Here is an 18654-nt window from a genome sequence, read left to right as displayed (position 1 = left end):
AGTGTAACTATTCAACTAGCTCATGAAAACTGCTTTACTTTCTTCCCTTTTCAGCACCTTATCATTATTGCTCAGCGCACACCCAGATATGGACATTGTCAGTGGCAACGAAAAATCAGAATACATAATCAGCAACGGACTGATGATCTTTGGAGATACGGATGTAAATCTAGATTACGACGATGCCATCCTTAGATCTGGCAAAGACATCACTCACTACCCTCCTAGTCAGCTAGAAAAAGTAGCCGTATTCGATGAGGCTACTGGCAACATGGAGCTATACTTTTCTGGTTCGTTTGGCCTGAATAACAAGCAATACTTATTTAAGATATTATCAGAGGGGACTAGTTCCACATTACTTTATAGAGAGGGTTTACAGTTTAGCTCCTACGACGAGTCTATATACCCTCCCTTTTTCCTTTTGGTAGATGGGCAGGTGTATTCACTCAGCACAGATAAAAAAGAACTTATCAAACAGCTCAGTGCCCCCTATCAAAAAGAGCTGCTGTCTTACATCAAAGACAACCATCTAGATCTTACAAACAAACCAGATTTGATTAGACTCTTTGAGCACTACAACGTACTACAGACTGAATAACACTAAAGCATTTTTTCACTGTTTTACAGTCTATTCAAAATAAAACCCAGCCTGAATCATCAAGCTGGGTTTACCTTTATTAAGGGCAATACTTTCTTACTCTTCAGAGTATTTGATTTTCAAAATACGTTCGTCGATGATCAACAAAGAAGCTGGATCATCGTTTAGCATATCGAAAAACTCTAGTGCTCTCCTTGCGACAAACTCCTCTTCTACTTGTTCTTTAACAAACCACTGCATGAAATTTTCTGTAGCAAAATCATTAGATTTTCTACATGCTGCCACTATTTGGTTGATAGATTCGGTAACGTTGATTTCGCTCTCTAAGGCTAATTCGAATACTTCCCTGAGTGAACTAAAATCACTCTGTGGTGCCTCCACTGTAGCCACGGTAGGCTGACCTCCCATGTCACTTATATAGTGGAATAACTTGAGCATATGGGTACGTTCTTCGTTACTCTGCTCATAAAAAAACGTGGCACTATGATCATACCCGTGCTGATCACACCAGGCTGCCATCGCCAAATAGGCTGCTGACGATTGAGCTTCCAACTTCACTTGCTTATTGAGCATACTCAAGACATTGTCTTGAATAGCTACTTTTTGTCTCATTAGATCTTTCATGTCTTTTCACTTTTATGTTCATGAAGGCAAAACCCCAACGATCTTACCTTCATTCGAATATAAATATATACTATAGAATACTATTTGAAGATGAAATAGTTCGGAGTAATCCGAATTTAGAACTAGTCTAAGTTAAGAGTAGAAGAAAAAGGGAGCTTTTAGACTACTGCGCGAACGATACGCTGCTGCACGATACTGTTGAGTTCGAGCATGACCAAAGTACCTGGAACCAGGTCTTTCATTTCAATGATTTCATCCAATGTAAGCACCAAAAGGTGTTCTCTATTACAAAGTGGGATAATTTCGATTGCATTGAGGGAAGCATCGCTAAGGAGCATTTCCTCAATATTCAACTGGTCTAGCCTGTTTTTGAAAGCAATCAGTGCACATACAGCCATACGATATTCAGCTCCTTTGAACTGTAGATAAAAGCAATTGTCCGTGTCGTTCTGGATCAACTTGCCATTGGCCGTATGGTATATTGTGTGATTCACGAAGCAAAAATAATCCTTATTTAGACTTATTACAAATAAACCTTTCAAGTTTTATTCACTCTGGAAAATTCTGCTTCACTGTCAACATAAGATAGCCATCGTCTAAAATCAAATAACCTTGATCATAACAGTACTTATATATTTCTCCTATTTTGGTTTCGTACGTATTCGTAAAGAAATCAAAATCGAAGCCTGCTTTGAGCAGCTTGTCTCTATGTATTTTTGCTTTGCCTAAGGTCTGAAGGTCTAGCAATATTCTGCGATTTTTACGCAGGGTATTATTCACGTTGCGAACAAAATTAGTCGTATCCGAATTCATCCTATTATTAAAGGCATTGCGGCAAGCATCAGAGCAAAACTTTTTATCTGCCCGTCCAAATATCGGACGCTCACATTCGGGACATTGGCGTTGGTTGGTTAGGTTATCCATAAATTTAAACTACTGAATTTCTGACAGATAGCCAACAACAAACGACTACAAACATTTAAAAACCGAATCGAATTTGTCTCTCTTCTAATCTTTGCTCTGTCAAACGACAAATTCATCTGCCATCAGGTGAAGACAATAACAACTTAAACTTTTATTATCATGACAACTCTTAAAAACAATGTTCAATTAATTGGCAGATTAGGCAACGATCCAGAATTGCGAACCTTCGACAGCGGAAAAAGGATGACCTCCTTTTCTATGGCCACTAATGAAACCTACTACAACAACAGCGGAGAAAAAGTGACCGATACGCAATGGCACAATATAGTAGCATGGGGCAAAAAAGCAGAGATCATAGATGGTTATCTCAAAAAAGGAAGCGAAATAGCCCTGCAGGGCAAATTGGTGAATCGCAAATACGAAAAAGACGGTGTAACCAAGTACATCACTGAGATCAATCTCAATGAACTATTGATGCTAGATAAAAAAGAAGAATAATCGTATGCAAACTACGATGACAGACGGCCAGATTCACCTCGAATTGGCCGTTTTTTTTATTTAGGTAGCTCAATACAGAAGGTACTACCTTCTCCTACTTCGCTTTCGCACCAGACTTTACCCCCCATGGCTTCTACATATTTTTTCACAATAGGCAATCCCAATCCTGTAGAAGGCTCGTTTTCGGTAGGCAAAGTGGATATTTTGGCATACCGAGTAAAAAGCTGATCTATTTCTTCTTCAGGAATCCCTTGTCCATGGTCTTGCACTTCAAATCTAACCACCTCACCCCAGTCTGTTACTTTTACATAAATTTCTGATTTTTGATTAGAAAATTTAATCGCATTGATACTAAGATTTTCTAGTACCTGCAACAGGTAGTTTTCATCCGCTTTACAAGTCAGCTGCTTGATCGTATTGGTGAAGAAGGAAATTTGTTTTCGCTCAGCCTCTGGCGACACATGATGGACAAGTTTATTCAGCACATCGGTCACCTTTACTTTTGTAAGTTTAAGGTTGATCCTACCTACATTGATCGCCTCTACATCTAGTATCTGATTGATCCGTGTTCGGAGTACATCGGTAGATTGATTGGCCAGCTGAATCATTTTTTCTTGCTCCTCTCCATCATAGTCTTTGATCAGAGACAGCAATCCTTTGATATTATTGAGTGGGCTACGCAGATCATGTGCCACCATGGCTATCAAATCATCTTTTTCTTTGTTTAACCCCGTTAGTTGGACTTTTTGTTCTGATAGCGCCTTGGCATACCGTCTTTGCCTTCTGTACAGATAAAAAAACAAAGTCATCACCACTAAACAAAATACTATACCAAGTATCAAAATATGCCTGAGTTTGCCCTCCTTTTCAGAAATAGCCCCTTGATAGGAATTGATCAACTCCAAATTTTCTATATCCGCTTCCTTCTGTTCTAAATCATAAGCCATACGCAACCTATTGATTTGCTCCCGCGATTCATTACTCAGTATACTATCTTTGATCGACTCATACTCTTTATAATACATGAGCGCCGTAGCGAAATCTTTCACCTCCTCATAATTAGAGGCCAGCAAAGCCGTTAGTTCTTCCTGTTTTTCTAAAAAACCATGTTTGGAGGCCAACTCATATGCCCGCAAAGCTGACTTGTTAGATATATCTGGACGTCCCATATCTCTCAGCGCCTTCGCCAATACAATCTGGTTACTCACTACAATCATCCAATACTGCATATCTAAGGCTATTTCTTGAGATCGATCCACGTAGTATAATACCGAATCCAGATTATTGAGTACCAAATGAATTTCTGACAAATTGTGATAAGAGACGGCAATACCATAACTCATTTTCACCTGTTGGAAGGTATTTAACGCGCTTTTCACCCCAGACAAAGCTTCATCATGCCTACCCATTTCTTTATAAAGCATTCCTCTGTTGAGTTCACTTATGGCAATACCCAATTCATTCCCCATATCTACATTGAGTTTATAGCTCTTATCGTAATAGGCCAACGCTCCTTCCAAATCACCAAGCTTCTTATAGACAACAGCTACATTATTAATAACACCAGCATACACCGTGCTATCTTGGTTCTTTTCATAGATTTTAGAGGCTTGAAGATAATATTCTAATGCCTTTACTTGATTTCCATTATTATCATACAAAGCCCCTATCCTTGTAAGAGCATCTGCATACGATAATGAATCCGAAATAGACAAATGAAGATTAGCAGCTGTATCGAGGTGGCTTAACGAAGCTAAGTATTGATTTTGATTCCCAATATGATATCCATATTGGGAATGGATTTTTGCTAAAATTTTTGTTGATGGATCAAGTCTCCTTGCCTCCTGAAGGGCTAGCTGCATGTATTTATTGCTACTATCGCCCTGTTGGCTACGAACATATTCTAGCGCCTTTTCTACAAGTGCTTCTACATAGGCGTCAATATTCTCCTCTCTTTTCCCATATATAATAGCTAAGTCTAATAAGAAATGAATGGAATCTGACTGATTAGTTTTGAAAGATTCATCCAAAAAATAATCAGCTCGGCTGCTGTCTTGTTCTGCTTTTTTACGGGCATGTGCCTGCCCAACAAGGAATACAAAAAAGAAAAAGAATGAAAATTTGACAAATAAACCCATAGCTATTGATGCGCCTTTCAGCAACAATTGACAAGATAATAGAATCTTTAAAAATTACAATTCATTCATTTTTTTATTCAACATCATCTTACCAAGATATTCAGCTGTTCTACTAGTCTTTGCGTAAGCGCCTTTCGAGTATATTGGTCTATGCTTTTGGGAAAATGTGAAATTTCTCCTTTTTTGAATTGCATATAATTGTCCAATATCAAGGCTTTGACCCCTGCACGATCTGTAGATTCATACACACGGCCTGCGGTTGTATCCATGAGAATATCGTTTACTTCACTTTTCTCTTTACCAATGGCCAAAATAGTTTTTTTAGTCATCAGATATTCAAAGAGCTTTCCTGGAATAATCAATTGAGCCTCGTCCGATTGATTCAACAAAAGTAACAGCACGGCAGACTGCTGATAATACTCCAACACCTCCTGATGCGAAATATAATCCAAATGCGTAAGTGCATCCTTCAATTGTGGTGAATCGTAAATACCATCCAGTACCGACTGACTCACCATGCCCGACAATACCAGCTCCAGGTCATCCTGAAAAGAAGGTACTTCTTGACAGATTTCTTCTAAGCAATCCCAAAGTACCTGCGGATTTCTCAGTTCGTTGAGTAAACCTAGGTGAGTAATTCTAAACTTTGTAGGCACTCCATCTGTTTTTACCTCTTTGAAATCATCTGTATCAAAACCATTTGTAATCACTTCAATATTACAAGCGGGGTATTTTTCTGCCAACGACTTGCTGATCCCCTGGCTGGCTGTGAGGACTAAATCCGCCTGAGTCAATACCGACAATTCCTGCCGCAGGTGCAGGTTTCTAGCAAGTCCCCCCACACCCAGTTTGTCCAGCAAATCCCAATCCGACCATGGGTCTCTGAAATCTGCCACCCACCGAACAGTGCTTTTTTTCTTTAATTCTAAGCCAATGAGGTGCATACTATGCGGCGGGCCAGTAGTCACCACCACATCGATTTGGTGCTGCTCTATCAAAGGCAGTAAAAACTCCACCGATGGCCGTACCCAAAACCGTCGAGGATCGGGAATAAACAAATTGGCTCTTACCCATACACTCAGCTTGTCGACCAGAGACATCTTGGTCTTTTCGATCACAATTCCCTGCTTCAACTTACCTTTCTTTTTGAAAATCTTCTTGTAAAAGCTGAGCGGTTCCCATATTGGAAACTTGATGATCTCTACTGCTGGATTTACGTCTTTGAGTAAAGACTCATCTTGAAGGTCGAATTCGGGATTCTCTGGAGTAAAGACGATGGGCTCCCACCCCTGCTCAGGCAGGTATTTGACAAATTTGAGCCAACGCTGCACCCCGCCACCACCACTAGGTGGCCAATAATATGTGATTACCAGAATTTTCTTTTGCTCCATATCTTATCTCCTCAGACGGCTAAATAAAATCAAAAATGGATGGTATATATCCAAAATATGAAATTTTAAAAGAATAGACAGGTTCAGTATATGAAATCACAGAATAGATGCAAATTATTGATGAAATTTTAGTTTTTTCTGACTTACTTTGAACGCCCAAAACTTAATAACACACTAAATCGGTACATAGGTTAACAAAAAATTTTAGTAAATACCTTATGAAAAAAATTGCATTATTTACATCAGGGGGCGATGCACCAGGCATGAATGCCTGCATTAGATCTGTAGTAAGAAGTGCCATTTATCTTGATCTCGAGGTATATGGGATCAAATATGGCTACGACGGAATGATCCGTGGTGAGATACAAAAAATGGAATCTTACTCGGTGAGCAACATTGTGCAAACGGGTGGCACAATTCTCAAATCAGCAAGAAGTGAAGACTTTCGCACCAAAGAAGGAAGAGAAAAAGCATACAAAAACCTCAAGAAACATGGTATCGAAGGCCTAGTGGCTATCGGTGGAGACGGTACTTTTACAGGAGCCAATTTGTTTTATGACGAATTCGGCATCCCTGTAGTAGGCGCTCCAGGCACCATCGACAACGATTTGTATGGTTCCGATTATACCATCGGGTTCGACACAGCGGTAAACACCGCCCTAGACGCAATCGATAAAATCAGAGACACGGCAGCGTCTCACGATCGGGTATTCTTTATCGAAGTGATGGGAAGACATAGCGGCTATATTGCCATCCAATCGGGCATTGGAGGTGGAGCCGAAATGGTGATGGTACCTGAGACCTCTACTACGATAGATGACGTCATCAAAAAACTGAAAGACGGCCGCGACAACAAGAAAACTTCTTCGATTGTGGTAGTAGCAGAAGGCGATGAGCAAGGCAGTGCGCTCTCTATCGCCGAACGCGTGAAAGTGGAAACACCAAAAATGGATATTCGTGTCACCAGTTTAGGACATATCCAAAGAGGTGGAGCACCTACAGCATTTGATAGGATCTTGGCATCTCGACTAGGGCTGGCAGCTGTAGAAGGCTTGATGAATGGGCAAAAGAACGTAATGGTAGGCGTGATCGACAACAAAATCACTTACACCAACTTGAAATTGGCCATTTCTAAATCAAAGCCTCTCAACGAAGAATTGATTCGTTTGACGAAGATACTAAGTATCTAATATTTAGATCAACACATTTAGCGAAGGCTGTTTAGATAAAAAATCTGAACAGCCTTTTTTATTTATCGCCAAAGGCAAAAGATGCAGAAATTTGAATCATACTGTTTTTCAATGCTGTCACTCTACCATCTGCAGGGTCTCCATCTATCATATTAGAAAAGCCTTTGGACCAACGAAGCGAGCCGCTCACATTGCACTCAGGGATAGTCACCCCTAGTCCGATTACGCCAGACATATCCAACCCCTTAGTTTGGGCTTTGATATCTACAGGGCTACCACTCGCATAGGCTATTTCACTCTTGAGAGGTATACCAAACTGTGGGCCTAGTAATACATGAAAGTATTCGAGAAAATTGTATCTACCCAATACTGGAATTTGAATGAAACTCATATTCAACTCATGCTCTTGTGTATTGTTTATTTTGAAAATGCCCCCTTGCATAGAATAATAAATCTCTGGCTGTATCGCAAATAGTGCTGCATCTATAGTCGCATACAGCCCTAGGTGAAACCCTATATTGCTACTTCCTACATCGGAAAGCTGATGGCCTCCTGTGTTGATGGCATCTATCTTGGGTGAATTGAAATTGACTCCTCCCATTAGTCCAAATTCTACTTGTGCACTAGCGGCAGTATGCACGAACAACAAGCCGCAAATCATGACTAATATGTTTATTTTCATCGCTTTAGGTTTTTATGATCTAACGACCACTAAGATTCGTAAAACCCCGATCAATTGCAAAGATCTAGTTTACCCACACTAGGGCTGCCATTAACTTCCGACAATTACACCCGCCTTTAAGATTATCAAAAGGTTATGATTTAACTCCTCTTCTCATTCCTTATTAATAATTCCTTTACAGGCAATTTCCTTTCCCACCTACCCCTTCTATCTAGTTTTGTGCTCCTTATACGATTAAGCTATGAACCTGTATTTAAAATTCGTCCTGCTAGGGCTTTCTCTGGTGATTTTCACCTCTGCTACGATCTTCCTTTTTGTAAATAATACTGTTGAAAAAAACCTGAGTGAAAGTATTCTATCAGAACATTCTCAAAAGGCCGAAATCAGTATCAACAACATTGACAGGTTCATCTACGAACGCCTCAACGACGTAAAGAATTTTGCCAAACTACCTGTGTTCAGACAAGAAGCCACCGACCTCAGTGAGGTAAACAGAACGTTGAGCGAAATTTCTCATGCCAATGAATTGTATTATAGTTTTTCCTACTTCGACATGGACAGATACCGCCTTGCAGATAGCAAAGGCTTATCTGTGGGCAAGCAGCACGGCCTTCGTCTCTACTGGACACATATCAATGACAACACGGAAGCGATCATGGATATTTCGAAATCCGAATCCGTAGGTCGAGTCGTACTTCACTTTGCCTCTGTGGTACGCAACTACGCCAACCAGCCGATTGGTGTTTTTGTAGGTCGGGTACTGATCGAGAATCTATATGCCGTAATCAGTGATCAATCTCAAGGAGTAGAATCTAACCAACAAGTGAAAATGGATCTTTTGGATGGAAATCTCAACATCCTATACTCTAACCACGAACCAGAAAAAGTGCTAATCGCCAAATACCCCGATGTAATCCCTGAGGATATATTGATTCAAAAGAAAAAAGAAGGGCGTTTCTCTACAGAAGACAACCTCTATTTTTATCATAGACAAGAAGGCTACCTCAGTTTTCCTGGCAAAGACTGGCTTTTTATCATCAACACATCAAAAGATCACGCTTTTGCTTCTCTTTCTGAAATGCGTAGCACCATCCTAATGGTAGGTATTGTCATATTATTGATTTCGTCTGGACTCACCGTTTATATGGCAAGGGTCATTTCGAACCCATTGAAAAAACTAAGATCTGCCGCAGTCGAAATCTCTAAGGGTAATTACGACGTAATGATCGAGGGAAACAACAAAGACGAAATAGGCTACTTGATTCGGCAGTTTAACGTGACCTCTCAGAAACTAAAGACCAAAGAAACCAACGAAAAGAAAATCACCCAACAGCTGATGGAAAAAAATCAGGAGATCCAACAGCATCAAAACAAAATCATCACACAAGCCAAGGCCATTAACCGAGCCTATAAGGAAATTAAAACCCAACACACGATGGTACACTCTAGCTTGAACTATGCGGAGAAAATCCAAAATGCCATCCTTCCAGACGAAAAACTACTGGCTGAATTTTTCCAAGATTACTTCGTGTATTACAAACCAAAAGACATCGTAAGTGGTGACTTCTATTGGTTCAAACATGTGCAAAACAATACAGGCAATCACTTGATCATCGCCTGTGCAGACTGCTCTGGACATGGTGTGCCCGGTGCCTTTCTCTCCATGCTGGGAATCAATGCGCTCAACAATGCCATTCAGTACACCACAGACTACAACCCTTCGGCTCTTTTGGCTAAAGTAAACAATGACATTATCAGCACACTAAGTCAAGAATTTTCACAAAATGAGGCTGTACAAGAAGGCATGGAAATGGCGATTTGCTCTATCGACCTCACCTACAATGTAATGAAATATGCGGGAGCTGGCATTCCACTTTTACTCTACAAAGACAAAGAATGGACGCTGACTAGAGGTAACAAATTGCTCCTAGGCAGAAACTTCAGCAACGATAGTTTGGAAGAACAGAAAATCGAACAGCATACTTTCAACCTGTCAAACAATGACACCTTCTACCTCTACTCGGATGGATTCAAAGACCAAATCGGAGGCAAAGAGCATAAGAAATATTTACCCAAAAGATTTAGAATGTACTTGGGTATGATCGTGCAAAAAGCCATGATGATTCAGAAAAACCTACTGGACAAGGAACTACATGAGTGGAAGCAAGACACCCCACAAACAGACGACATGTTGGTCATGGGCTTTAGAATTAAATAAACCATGGAAAAATTTCTATCTACCCCTTCGCACACCACTCCCTACATCTATTTCAATCCAGAAAATGAGATCTTAGAAATGAAAGGCAATTCCACCTTGATCAATGCCCGTGAGGTATTTAGCGAATTGTATACAGCCTTAGGCAATTTCAAAAAAAGTATTTATCCCAAACTAAAAGTAAACATCCAACTAGAGTACTTCAATACCTCTACCTACAAATGTCTACTCGATACCATGATTTGTCTCAAGGAAATCAAGTCTACTGGTAAAAATATCGTAGTAACCTGGTACTACAACATCGAAGACGAAGACGCTCTCGAACATGGCGAGGACATCGCTCAGCTTTCTGGTATGCACCTCGATTTGGTAGGTATCTGAGTCCGACTTCCTGTTCTTTTATTGCACACATAAGATATTATCAGGAAAGATTTGTCTCCTTTCGTACGACAAAACCGTATTTTAGGAGTTGAATTAATTATAACCTGATAAGCTATAGCAAGTGAAAGAGTTAGTCTCAGAAATTGAAAAGAAGATCATTCTTCGAAGAAATATAAAAGATGTATTTTTTATCATCATCGGCGTATGTATGGCGAGTATTGGACTCAAAGGATTCCTACTCCCCAACCACTTCTTAGATGGTGGAGCCATGGGACTGTCCTTGCTATTTCAGATCCTAACCCCAATCAATCTGTCGTTACTCATTTTGCTTGTGAATGCACCTTTTGTCCTCATGGGTTATAAGCAAATCTCCCCACAATTTGCAATCAAAAGCACACTTGCAATAGTGGCATTAGCATCTCTGGTTCACATCATAGAGATTCCACCCTTCACTGCTGACAAATTGCTCATTGCTGTTTTCGGGGGATTTTTCTTGGGAAGTGGCATCGGGTTTTCTATCCGAGGTGGTGCCGTGATTGATGGCACTGAGGTGCTCGCACTCTCGGTAAGCAGGAAATCCAGTCTGACAGTAGGAGATTTCATCGCTTTGTTCAATATCGTGCTATTTGCCTTCGCCGCACTTGTGGTGAGTCTGGAAACAGCTATGTATTCTATGTTGACCTATTTGGCCGCTTCCAAAACCGTGGATTTCATTATCAATGGTATCGAAGAATACATTGGAGTCATGATCATATCGGATCAAGCCGAATCCGTAAAATCTATGATTGCAGATGATTTGGGAAGAGGAGTTACGGCATTTTTATCCGACGGTGGCTATGGCAAAAAAGGCAATACCCTACCTGATCGTAAAATTCTATTCTGCGCAATCACCAGACTAGAAGTATCGAAAGTACTGTTAGAAGTAGAAAAAATAGACCCTTCTGCGTTTGTGATCCAGTATCCGATCAAAGACACCAAAGGTGGTATGATCAAAAAGCGACCACTACATTGATGCAAACGAATTAAACAACAAAGGCTACCTCATACGAAGTAGCCTTTGTTTATTTCATGAGTTGGTTACGGGTTAGCTTTTACCAATCAATGCAAAAGTAACAGACAGCTGCACGATAGAATTTTTCCAATCTCCACCATCTTCAGCCGCATTGCTCAATCCTTTTACCCAACGTACCTGAGCACCTAGCCCCATTGGCAAATCCAGACCTGCACCCAATGCGATAGAAGTATCCATACCCTTCAATTCGTCTTTATAATCTACTCCACCATATTCAGCTTTGGTATTGAAACCAAACTGAGGACCAGCATTCAGATACAATACTTTCAAAATGCCCAATCTCAACAACACTGGCACTTGGATGTATGACAAATCATAATCTTCAGCATCCGTACTCAAGTTTTGCACTGAGAAATAGGCTTCTGGTTGTATTCCGATCGGACCCGCTTTGATCACCGCATATGCACCAATATGGTATCCAGTCTTAGAATCTACATCTCCTCCTGATACATCAGCAGAGTTGAAATTCAAACCACCCTTAAGGCCTACAGATAACTGAGCTTGTGCAGCTGACGCCACAAACAAGGCAGCCACTACGAGTAATAAACTAATTTTTTTCATAAGTTTTTCATTAGATGTTTTTGATAAGACCGCTAATATAAGTGCTTCCCCCAAAAGAAACTTGATTTTCCCTTGGCTGACAAGAGAGAAAATTAAAGATTTGCAAAACCATAAGATGACGGATCATATCTCACAAAAGCTGGAGGAAAGAGTAGAAGCAGGAAGCAAACGGCAGCTAACAACCGCCGAAGGACTGATCGATTTTGTATCCAACGACTACCTTGGACTGAGCCGATCCCAAGACCTATTTGACCGAATCAAAAACTATGACTACAGCCAAGAGACCAATCTCAACGGTTCTACGGGCTCGCGACTACTGGCTGGTAACTCTGCCACAGCTCAAAAACTAGAAACAAAACTGGCGGGTATTTTCAAAAGCGAAGCCACCCTCCTCTTCAACTCTGGCTATGTAGCCAACATGGCACTGATCTCGTCGGTGCCTCAGCGTGGCGACACCATCCTCTACGATAGTCTGTCGCATGTCTGCCTCAAAGAGGGCGCATTTCTAAGCAAAGCCAATCGGTTTGCCTTTCGGCACAACGACTGCGAAGACCTCGAAACCAAACTCAAACAAGCCACTGGCAATATATATGTCATCATCGAGTCGGTCTACTCTATGGATGGCGAGCCTGGCCCCATTCGGAGACATGATCGCCTTGGCGGAAAAGTACAACGCCAAGGTCATCGTAGACGAAGCCCATAGCACAGGCTTATACGGTGCACAAGGTGCTGGCAAACTCTGTGCATTAGGGCTAGAAGAACATTTGTTTGCACGAGTGCATACCTTCGGGAAAGCCATGGGTGTACATGGTGCAGTGGTATGCGGCTCTCAGACACTGATCGATTACTTGATCAATTTTGCAAGGCCTTTTATATACACCACAGCGCTACCCGTGCACAGCCTGTTTTCGATCGATGCGGCCTTCGATTACCTTTCGGAAAACATGGCATTGCAGACAGAGAGCAAAGACAAGATTTTTTACTTCAATTCTCTATTCAAGCAGAAAATTGGTAACAACCCAGACATTCAAAAACTAGAAAGCAACACCCCAATACAACCCATCATTGTGCCGGGCAATATCCGAGCTAAAACCATGGCACAGGCCTTACAAAAGCATGGGTTTGATGTGCGACCGATCCTTTCTCCTACTGTAAAAGAAGGCTCCGAAAGGCTGCGCATCTCTATTCATACACACAACACCGAACAAGAAATCGCCGAATTGGTAAATCAAATCGCATTATTAGCATGAAAAAATATTTTGTAACCGGCATAGACACCGATAGCGGCAAGACCGTAGCCTCGGCCATACTAGTAGAAAAACTAAAAGCAGACTATTGGAAACCCATCCAAGCAGGGCAACCCACCGACTCTGATACGGTACGAAGCCTAATCAGTAACGACAAAATCATCCACCCTGAGGGCATCGTATTGGACGCACCTATGTCGCCCCACGCAGCGGCTCAATTGGAAAACATAGAGCTCAAAGCTGCGCAATTTCAAACCCCAGAAACCAACAACACACTCATCATAGAAGGGGCAGGCGGGTTGCTCGTCCCAATCAACGACAGCGAGTTTGTAATAGACCTAGCCAAGCCATTCGACGCCGAAGTAATCCTTGTCTCACGCAACTACCTCGGGAGTATCAACCACACCATGCTATCTATCAACTATCTGCAAACCAATAATTTTAAAATTGCAGGGATCATCTTCAACGACACACCAAACCCTGCAACAGAAAGCTTCATCCTCAACTATTCTAAGTTGCCCTGTCTTGGCCGTATAGAACCATTAACAGAAGTGAACAAGTCGGCAATCCAATCTCAACTACAAAACATATCTCTATGAACAGCGCAGAAATCACACAAACAGACAAAGATCTAATCTGGCATCCATTTACCCCTTTGGTCAACCCCTTTGGGCATATTCCTATCAAATCTGCCAAGGGAGCCAAGCTATTTACACACGAAGGCCAAACGATCATCGATGCAGTGTCTTCTTGGTGGGTGAATATCCACGGCCATGCCAACGAGCAGATCGCAGATGCCATCCACAAGCAAGCGCTAGAGCTAGAGCACGTGATATTCGCAGGATTCACACACGAGCCAGCCGTGCGACTGGCCAAAAACCTAATGACGATCCTACCAGACAATTATTCCAAGATCTTCTTTTCAGACAATGGCAGCACGTCGATCGAAGTGGCCTTAAAAATGGCCTTCCAATATTGGTACAACCAAGGGAAAGAACACAAAACCAAAATCATAGCACTCGATGGCGCCTACCATGGCGATACTTTTGGGTCTATGTCTGTGAGTGAACGAAGTGGCTTTACGCGCCCATTCTTTCCTTTTCTATTCGACATAGAATCGCTAGACTTTCCTACAGAAGAAAACTTTGACAAGGTACTGGCGCACTTCGATGAACTGACCAATGACGAAGCCTGCGCGGCATTTATCTTCGAACCATTGGTGCAAGGCGCTGGTGGCATGCGCATGTATTCGCCAGAGATGCTACAACAACTCATCAGCTTAGCCCAATCACGCGGTGTGATCTGCATCGCCGACGAAGTGATGACGGGCTGGGGACGTACAGGTACTACTTTTGCCTGCGATCAAATCGAAGCCAGTCCTGACATCACTTGCATCTCCAAAGGTATCACGGGTGGGGCACTTCCACTTGGCATCACGGCTTGCAACAGTAAAATAGAGGCCGCCTTTCAGAGTGAAGAGCTCTCGAAAGCCCTCCTCCACGGACACTCCTACACGGGCAATCCCATGATCTGTGCTGCGGCCAATGCCAGCTTTGAAATCTTCGAATCTCCCGAATGCAAAAACAACATCCAGCGTGTACACAACAAACACCTCAAGTTTGTAGAGCAACTCAAGACCTTCGACAAAGTAGAAAACATCAGACTACAAGGCACTATAGTGGCCTTCGATCTCAAGGGCTTTGGCGAGACGGGCTACGACAGTGACGCCCGCAAGAAAATCTACCCCTATTTCCTCGAAAGAGGCGTGCTGATACGACCACTAGGCAATGTGATCTACCTCCTACCGCCCTACGTGATCACAGACGATGAATTGGACTTGGTGTATGAGACGCTCCTTGAGTTTTTGAGAAATGAATAATGGCAGGTGACTTATCCTTTAGATAAGTGCAGTGTTTTAGCTACTTCAGCCACTGTCTTGGTGATTAGTTTCAATTCGATGCATTTTTTTACCACGGTTTCAAAATATGCTGGTGAGCAGCCATGTTTGGAATAATCATCCTGTACATCATGTGTATAAAAAATCAACCAGCCTCCATTTTTTTGATGCGCTTCGAGCCAAGAGAATATGGTTTCCAAAGGATTGAAATTTTCGTACAAACGAATGGCTTTTAAATTGTAAGTATCCACTTGCCCGCTATTGATCCCAGGATCAATTCCCCTACAGGTAAGGAAATGTTTAGACATTACTTTTTTGGCTTGCCAGGTTTGCTCACCATATGGGTATGAAAAGTTTAAGAACTCACAATCGAAAGGTAAAGCTTCGAGCACCTGCTTATTCATCGCTATATCTTGTTCAATAACCTTATTTTCTTTGGTTTCAAAAAGATGAATATGACTATAGGTATGGCAGGCGAGTTCATGCCCTTGGTCAACACAATGCTGCAAATCTGCTATGTTGTACAAGTCCGAATTTTCTGATCTACCCTCTAAAAAAGAAAGCGCAAGGTAGTAAGTCCCTTTTATCTGATGCTCGTCGAGTACCTTCTGTGCATTGACAAAACCGCTTTTTGGCACATCATCGAAGGTAAAGCTGACGGCCATAGGAAGAGAAGGGATCTCCACCATTTGTCGCAATGAAACATCTGCTATTTTCTTTTTGAAATAGTTGAAATACTTAATCATTCTAAAGAAAAAGCTACTTGCCTGTAATTGTTTACTGCACCAACAAACTTAAAATTCCATTGCTCATTGATACATTTTTTGAAGACCTCTAAGGCCTCAAATTCATGGTCATGACTCGAAAATTCATCAAATATCAGTATATCCCCTGTTTTCAATTTAGGATGCAGATGAAAGAGCACGTAGAGTGTCGATGAAAACAAATCTGCATCTAGATGATACACACAGCGTTTATCAAACTGACAGTTTAGCAATTCATTATATACCGACTGTTGGAACCAACCTTTGACAAACCTGACTCTGGCGTCTTTGATGTCTGGAAAATTGCCCGCTTGATCAAAATGCCCCTTGCCTTTACCTTCCCAGCTTTCAGGCAATCCTTCAAAGGAATCAAACCCTACGAACTGAGAAGTTTCGACTTGATTGACCGAAGACCAGTGCCGGATCATGTCTCCATTGGCCACTCCAAACTCGTAGTAATAAATAGCTTCATCCTTAAGATCTGTCAACAGCTTGTCATGCAACTGGTATCTATTTTCGTATTTCGCAGCCCCATAGTAGTAGTCATTCACGAGCCCCTTGCCTTTATTTTTACTTGCAAAATCAAGATAGGTCATGTATTTATAGACATGATGAAAAGGTCTGCTCACCCTTGCTATAAACTTGTACAAGTTGGTCTTGATCAAAAAAGGATGTAAGGGCATGAGTTATTTGTTTGTAATTGATATGATGTGATCATCAAGAATATCTTTGTCCTGACTAAATTTCAGTTCTCGCAAAGAACCTTCTTTTTTTATAGTTTCAAAACCAAAATCTTCAAAAACCTGAGCTGAAAATTTATTCTTTTCTGTGTGGTTATAGGTTACCCAAAAATCGTCCTTTTCAAGATACTTTTTGAGCACATAGGTGAGAAAGGCGTGTTCTACCCTTTTGCTCTGCACCCTACAGCTAAACATTAGATCGATCAATCGATTTTCTGTTTTTTTAATAACTCCAAATGCGATAATTCCATAATCACCAAACCGGTCCTTACACTTGAGCACATAGGCTGCCAGATCCGCATTCTTATGAATGGCTTCAATATCTTCTTGCTTATATCTATTGCCCGAAAAATTCATTTGGTTGGTTCGCTGGGTGAGTTCGTACACCCTATCAAAATGCTCAGCCTGGAGCTCTAATATCTCTAATTCTATATGACAAGACTTTAGAAACTCGATATACTCGCCCTCATAATCATCTGAAAATTTGCTTCGCTTCACCTCATTGAGATAAAACTCTTTTCTCTTTTTGCTTTCTGAGGTAATGGGAATTTGAAGTGCTTCGAGGTCTAATATTTCACGATAATCTACCGCATCCATCAGCCGAACCTGCGGCAAGACATTTTCGACTTCCTTTCTCTCAAAAATAGAATCATCGACAAACATGAATGTATTCAAGTTGATATTCAGATCCATCGCTATTTCTCTGATTCCTTTACTTTTAGGAAGCCACGATATTTTAGGGTATAAAAAGAAATCGACCAACCCAAAATGAGCCAAAGCTTCCATTCCCAGTTCGGGATTGTTTTTACTAACTACCGAATTGATAATTCCTTTTTGTTCTATCGTGGCCAAAATTTCCTTGATCCCTTCTTTCAATTTGAGGTTTTCTATGCCATCTTCCACGAGTGTACCATTCCAGATGGTATGATCCAAGTCCCAGACGATACACTTGAGTTTGCTAGCCTTAGTGTTTTGTTCATAATTATTCAACTGAACAAAATCCATCACGCCAAAATACAGAGGTATTTTGCTATTGATATTTTCAGGAATTAGATTGATTCTGAATGGCAGCTCTGTTTTTACGCTACGAGCAATCTCTTTGAATGGAATAATTTCTTTATTGTATCCTGGCTTTAATTCCAACCGATATTGGAAGGGAAGCTTTCCATACTTCTCGTCATCATTTCTGACAATTATCCCCAAATATAGCGTCTCACTAGAAGGGTTGTATACATCCAAGAGAAACGCATCTGGGAGTTCTAAGCTTTGGTTTTGTGTTTGTATAATTTCATTTTTTTTGACACTATACCTTTTTTGACTCAACTTCTTTCGAAGAAATTTTGGTTGAGCTAGCTGTATCAGCTGGGCAATTTTATGATCCTTATGTTCCTTTTTTTCAACCTCTTCAGGGTCGTGCAGTTCATGATTGCCCTGAGTAGCAAAAACGCCCCACTGTTTAAATTGTACTTTCAGGACGGGAGATGTATCGTTGGGATTGACAGACTTCACTTGTTCTATTCCCTTGACGAAACGCTGACATTTACCATCGATCCTAGGCGAATAAAGATCGCATGTAGTAAAACAGGCGGGCATGGCGCATTCGGTACAATGCTCCGTCCAATGCAAGACGCTTCTTTTTTTAATACTTTGCTGAGTATCGAAGAAGCTCTCCCAAACATCCGAAGGCAGGTTTTCTGTTATAGATTTTAAATATATTTCCGTCTCGTACATA

20 protein-coding genes are annotated in these 18654 nt (G+C 41.2%); 10 read left to right on the top strand and 10 right to left on the bottom strand.

Annotated features, from left to right (window positions below):
- The first annotated feature begins 22 nt into the window (after positions 1–22).
- Positions 23–598, top strand: coding sequence for a hypothetical protein (locus tag N7E81_RS09035; protein ID WP_263052963.1), 576 nt, complete (start codon positions 23–25; stop codon positions 596–598).
- Between the two features lie 96 nt (positions 599–694).
- Here the strand turns inward: N7E81_RS09035 and N7E81_RS09030 are convergent, their stop codons facing one another.
- From N7E81_RS09030 to N7E81_RS09020, 3 genes are all read right to left on the bottom strand, one after another.
- The gene (locus N7E81_RS09030) at positions 695–1222 is read right to left on the bottom strand and encodes a ferritin (RefSeq protein WP_263052962.1); all 528 of its coding nucleotides are present in this window, start codon (positions 1220–1222) and stop codon (positions 695–697) included.
- 158 nt (positions 1223–1380) lie between these two features.
- Complete coding sequence (locus tag N7E81_RS09025; RefSeq protein WP_263052961.1) at positions 1381–1716, bottom strand: hypothetical protein; 336 nt, start codon at positions 1714–1716, stop codon at positions 1381–1383.
- Positions 1717–1771: 55 nt separating this feature from the next.
- A complete protein-coding gene (locus N7E81_RS09020; protein WP_263052960.1) occupies positions 1772–2146 on the bottom strand; it encodes a hypothetical protein in 375 nt (124 codons plus the stop codon).
- A gap of 159 nt (positions 2147–2305) precedes the next feature.
- Here N7E81_RS09020 and N7E81_RS09015 point away from each other — a divergent pair, with 159 nt between their 5' ends.
- Positions 2306–2644, top strand: a complete 339-nt coding sequence (locus tag N7E81_RS09015; RefSeq protein WP_263052959.1) for a single-stranded DNA-binding protein — start codon at positions 2306–2308, stop codon at positions 2642–2644.
- 56 nt (positions 2645–2700) lie between these two features.
- Here N7E81_RS09015 and N7E81_RS09010 read toward each other — a convergent pair whose 3' ends face one another.
- Both N7E81_RS09010 and N7E81_RS09005 read right to left on the bottom strand, forming a co-directional pair.
- Positions 2701–4782, bottom strand: coding sequence for an ATP-binding protein (locus N7E81_RS09010; RefSeq protein WP_263052958.1), 2082 nt, complete (start codon positions 4780–4782; stop codon positions 2701–2703).
- Between the two features lie 83 nt (positions 4783–4865).
- On the bottom strand, positions 4866–6173 hold the full coding sequence (locus N7E81_RS09005) for a glycosyltransferase family 4 protein (RefSeq protein WP_263052957.1): 1308 nt from the start codon (positions 6171–6173) through the stop codon (positions 4866–4868).
- Positions 6174–6391: 218 nt separating this feature from the next.
- Between N7E81_RS09005 and pfkA the strand changes: the two genes are divergently transcribed.
- The gene (pfkA, locus tag N7E81_RS09000; RefSeq protein ID WP_263052956.1) at positions 6392–7363 is read left to right on the top strand and encodes a 6-phosphofructokinase; all 972 of its coding nucleotides are present in this window, start codon (positions 6392–6394) and stop codon (positions 7361–7363) included.
- Positions 7364–7421: 58 nt separating this feature from the next.
- Here the strand turns inward: pfkA and N7E81_RS08995 are convergent, their stop codons facing one another.
- Complete coding sequence (locus N7E81_RS08995) at positions 7422–8045, bottom strand: porin family protein (protein WP_263052955.1); 624 nt, start codon at positions 8043–8045, stop codon at positions 7422–7424.
- Positions 8046–8286: 241 nt separating this feature from the next.
- On the opposite strand from N7E81_RS08995, the gene N7E81_RS08990 reads away from it, so the two are divergent.
- The 3 genes from N7E81_RS08990 (at position 8287) to N7E81_RS08980 (ending at position 11653) form a co-directional block, all read left to right on the top strand.
- Positions 8287–10263 (top strand): SpoIIE family protein phosphatase, encoded by a 1977-nt coding sequence (locus N7E81_RS08990; protein ID WP_263052954.1) that lies wholly within the window; start codon positions 8287–8289, stop codon positions 10261–10263.
- A 3-nt stretch (positions 10264–10266) separates the two neighbouring features.
- Positions 10267–10641, top strand: a complete 375-nt coding sequence (locus N7E81_RS08985; RefSeq protein WP_263052953.1) for a DUF1987 domain-containing protein — start codon at positions 10267–10269, stop codon at positions 10639–10641.
- 121 nt (positions 10642–10762) lie between these two features.
- Positions 10763–11653, top strand: a complete 891-nt coding sequence (locus N7E81_RS08980) for a YitT family protein (RefSeq protein WP_263052952.1) — start codon at positions 10763–10765, stop codon at positions 11651–11653.
- Between the two features lie 72 nt (positions 11654–11725).
- On the opposite strand, the gene N7E81_RS08975 is transcribed toward N7E81_RS08980, so the two are convergent.
- Positions 11726–12274, bottom strand: coding sequence for a porin family protein (locus N7E81_RS08975; RefSeq protein WP_263052951.1), 549 nt, complete (start codon positions 12272–12274; stop codon positions 11726–11728).
- Positions 12275–12389: 115 nt separating this feature from the next.
- Between N7E81_RS08975 and N7E81_RS08970 the strand changes: the two genes are divergently transcribed.
- Genes N7E81_RS08970 through N7E81_RS08955 form a run of 4 tightly spaced genes read left to right on the top strand, consistent with a single transcriptional unit; the run spans position 12390 to position 15400 of the window.
- Positions 12390–12977, top strand: coding sequence for an aminotransferase class I/II-fold pyridoxal phosphate-dependent enzyme (locus tag N7E81_RS08970; protein ID WP_263052950.1), 588 nt, complete (start codon positions 12390–12392; stop codon positions 12975–12977).
- Entirely contained in the window at positions 12865–13524 is a 660-nt protein-coding gene (locus N7E81_RS08965) for an aminotransferase class I/II-fold pyridoxal phosphate-dependent enzyme (RefSeq protein ID WP_263052949.1), read from the top strand. The genes N7E81_RS08970 and N7E81_RS08965 overlap by 113 nt, the downstream gene beginning before the upstream one ends.
- Complete coding sequence (gene bioD, locus N7E81_RS08960; RefSeq protein ID WP_263052948.1) at positions 13521–14120, top strand: dethiobiotin synthase; 600 nt, start codon at positions 13521–13523, stop codon at positions 14118–14120. The genes N7E81_RS08965 and bioD overlap by 4 nt, the downstream gene beginning before the upstream one ends.
- Positions 14117–15400, top strand: a complete 1284-nt coding sequence (locus N7E81_RS08955; RefSeq protein WP_263052947.1) for an adenosylmethionine--8-amino-7-oxononanoate transaminase — start codon at positions 14117–14119, stop codon at positions 15398–15400. The genes bioD and N7E81_RS08955 overlap by 4 nt, the downstream gene beginning before the upstream one ends.
- 11 nt (positions 15401–15411) lie before the next feature.
- On the opposite strand, the gene N7E81_RS08950 is transcribed toward N7E81_RS08955, so the two are convergent.
- The 3 genes from N7E81_RS08950 to N7E81_RS08940 are packed head-to-tail and all read right to left on the bottom strand — an operon-like array spanning position 15412 to position 18653.
- Complete coding sequence (locus tag N7E81_RS08950; protein ID WP_263052946.1) at positions 15412–16164, bottom strand: polysaccharide deacetylase family protein; 753 nt, start codon at positions 16162–16164, stop codon at positions 15412–15414.
- Positions 16161–16865 (bottom strand): TylF/MycF family methyltransferase, encoded by a 705-nt coding sequence (locus tag N7E81_RS08945; protein WP_263052945.1) that lies wholly within the window; start codon positions 16863–16865, stop codon positions 16161–16163. Before N7E81_RS08945 ends, N7E81_RS08950 begins: the two co-directional genes overlap by 4 nt.
- A gap of 3 nt (positions 16866–16868) precedes the next feature.
- Complete coding sequence (locus tag N7E81_RS08940; RefSeq protein ID WP_263052944.1) at positions 16869–18653, bottom strand: HAD-IIIC family phosphatase; 1785 nt, start codon at positions 18651–18653, stop codon at positions 16869–16871.
- Position 18654 lies beyond the last annotated feature (1 nt).

The organism is Reichenbachiella carrageenanivorans, from assembly GCF_025639805.1.
Lineage (GTDB): Bacteria > Bacteroidota > Bacteroidia > Cytophagales > Cyclobacteriaceae > Reichenbachiella > Reichenbachiella carrageenanivorans.
The sequence above is the reverse complement of the archived record's forward strand: the minus strand, read 5'-3'. Positions and strand labels throughout refer to the sequence as shown.